General features: G+C 48.1%; 2 protein-coding genes. One reads left to right on the top strand and one right to left on the bottom strand.

Going from position 1 to position 1,665, the window contains the following annotated elements:
• Window positions 1-1,098: lyase family protein (locus ACQY6Q_RS10930; RefSeq protein WP_427981316.1), on the top strand; the 1,098-nt coding region annotated here is incomplete at its 5' end.
• Between the two features lie 194 nt (window positions 1,099-1,292).
• Here the strand turns inward: ACQY6Q_RS10930 and ACQY6Q_RS10925 are convergent.
• Window positions 1,293-1,665 (bottom strand): hypothetical protein (locus tag ACQY6Q_RS10925; RefSeq protein ID WP_427981313.1); only part of this gene is annotated, 373 nt, incomplete at its 5' end.

Here is a 1,665-nt window from a genome sequence, read left to right as displayed (position 1 = left end):
CAAACCGGCTCTGGCACCAGCTCTAATATGAATGTAAATGAAGTAGTGGCAAGCCAAGCCAGCGAACTATTGGCCGATAAAGTACACCCTAACGACCATGTAAACCGCTGCCAAAGCAGCAATGATGTAATACCCGCAAGTATCCAAATTAGCAGCCTACGGCAACTAGAAGGTTCTCTTTATCCAGCAATGGACGTTCTCAGTTCGCGTCTTAAACAACTGGCCAAGCAGCTCACCAATACCCTTAAAACAGGCCGCACTCACCTAATGGATGCCATGCCGATAACGCTTGGCCAAGAACTCAGCGTTTGGCAACAGCAACTGAGCCACGCCCAAGCTCAGCTAAAACTCAGCGCCCAAAACCTTTATGCCCTGCCCTTGGGCGGCACTGCGGTGGGTAGCGGAGTCAATTGCCATCCCCGTTTTGCCACACTAGCCTGCCACTACTTACAACAACTAGACCAGTTACCTTGGACTCCCGCCGCCCTGCCCGCCTTATATATGAGTAGCCAAGATCACCACCTAGCCCTTGCCTCTGCGCTAAAAGGCCTTGCCGTATGTTTACTCAAAATGGCCAATGACTTACGCTGGATGAACTCTGGCCCCACCGCTGGTTTACAAGAAATTCGTTTAAGCGCATTACAACCGGGCTCTTCGATCATGCCCGGTAAAGTTAATCCGGTGATCCCAGAGGCCGTGGCCATGATCGCCGCAGAGGTGATTGGTAACGAAACCAGCATTTGCATCGCCGCTCAGTCTGGCAACTTTCAACTCAACGTCATGCTGCCACTGATTGCCGAGAAATTACTCTCTAGCATCGAGCTACTCAGCCAAGCCTGCAGTGCCATGAGTGACAAAGTATTTGCCGACTTTCAAGTTAACAGCGAATACTTAACTCAAATATTGGCTAAAAACCCAATACTCGCTACCGCGCTAAACTCGGCTATTGGTTACGATTTAGCCGCCAAAATAGCCAAACGCGCCGATAAAGAGCAAAAAACTGTATTAGAAATAGCCTTAGAAGAAACCGACTTAGATGAAGCGCAGCTTAAAGCCCTATTAGATCCACTGCGCCTAGCAAAGCCTAAACAAAGCTAAGTGCGAACTAGAATCCTCGGTTTACTGGTAAAGAAGGGCCACAAGCAGTAACTAACAAGCCTACCGATTGTACTTGGCCATTATAAGACGCTAAAAAACCGGAAAGTAATAAGCCAATACCTAAGAGAAAATAACGAATGAAGTACTAAAAAAGACGCTTTAAGCGTCTTTAGCTTTAACCAAACAAAGTACAACTAGAGTTCAACAATCAGCACCTGCGTCTGCTTAGCGGCATAACGCCCAGCAGCTTGCTCATTTGCCTGAGCAGCAATTTGCTTAGCTTCTGGTAGCACTAACCAAAGCACCCGAGGTGTCTCAAACAAAGTGCTTTCTGGAGCGCCAGCGGCATCTAGCTTTTCAAAATTAACAGACACCGTTAATACCAGTTGCTTAGATGAAATCGCTCGACCAAACGCTGGTCCCATTTGATGCACCGGATACCAGATACTACTAGGTTTGTATTTGTTGCCCGCTTTTAAGTACAGCGCATAGCCCATTTGCTCACTGCCAGCTTTGCCCCGTTGGTACACCCGCAAGGGCTGCTGTAGGAAGTAACCGCCAGCAAAA

It is taken from the genome of Agarivorans sp. (assembly GCF_050295395.1).
Taxonomy (GTDB): domain Bacteria; phylum Pseudomonadota; class Gammaproteobacteria; order Enterobacterales; family Celerinatantimonadaceae; genus Agarivorans.
The sequence above is the reverse complement of the archived record's forward strand: the minus strand, read 5'-3'. Positions and strand labels throughout refer to the sequence as shown.